Below are 580 nucleotides of genomic sequence, written 5' to 3'. Positions count from 1 at the left end.
CCGCCCAGCAGGGCACCGGAACCCACGGCGTGCTCCGCTGGAAGCGTGTCGCTTCTCCCCGTACCCGTGCGCCGGTTCGCCGCCTGGTGTGCCGTACTGCTGCTGGCCGCGGCGCTGGGCTGGGTGGGCATCCGCCTGTGCGGAGAGCTGCGCACCGCGGTCACCCCCGTACTGCTCGCCCTCCTCGGTACGGCCCTGCTGGGCCCCCTGTACCGCTGGCTGCTCAGGATGAAGCTGAACGCCAGCCTCGCCGCCGCCCTGACCTGCGTCGCCGTCGTGGCGGTCGTCGGCGGAGCGGTCTACATCGTGGTCGCCGCCCTCGTCGACACCGGCGACGAGATCGTGGCGTCCCTCCGCGAGGCGGCCAAGGCCGTCGCCCGGCACTTCGGCGCCGCCGGCACCGGCCTGGACGACCTGGCGGGCAACGCCCGCGAACTGCTGGGCAAGTTCGGCGGCACCGCCGTCTCCAACGTCATCAGCGGCGTCAGCGTGGTCGGCGAGTCCGTCGCCATCGCCGTACTCGCCCTGCTGCTGGTCTTCTTCTTCCTGCGCGACTCGCACCGCGCCCTGCGCTCCCTGC

At 73.3% G+C, this 580-nt stretch carries 1 protein-coding gene; it reads left to right on the top strand.

Going from position 1 to position 580, the window contains the following annotated elements; all coding sequences use genetic code 11:
* Positions 1–45 precede the first annotated feature (45 nt).
* Positions 46–580: AI-2E family transporter (locus CCN33_RS29625; RefSeq protein WP_140394754.1), on the top strand; the 535-nt coding region annotated here is incomplete at its 3' end.

It is taken from the genome of Streptomyces recifensis, from assembly GCF_002154615.1.
Lineage (GTDB): Bacteria > Actinomycetota > Actinomycetes > Streptomycetales > Streptomycetaceae > Streptomyces > Streptomyces griseoluteus.
The sequence above is the reverse complement of the archived record's forward strand: the minus strand, read 5'-3'. Positions and strand labels throughout refer to the sequence as shown.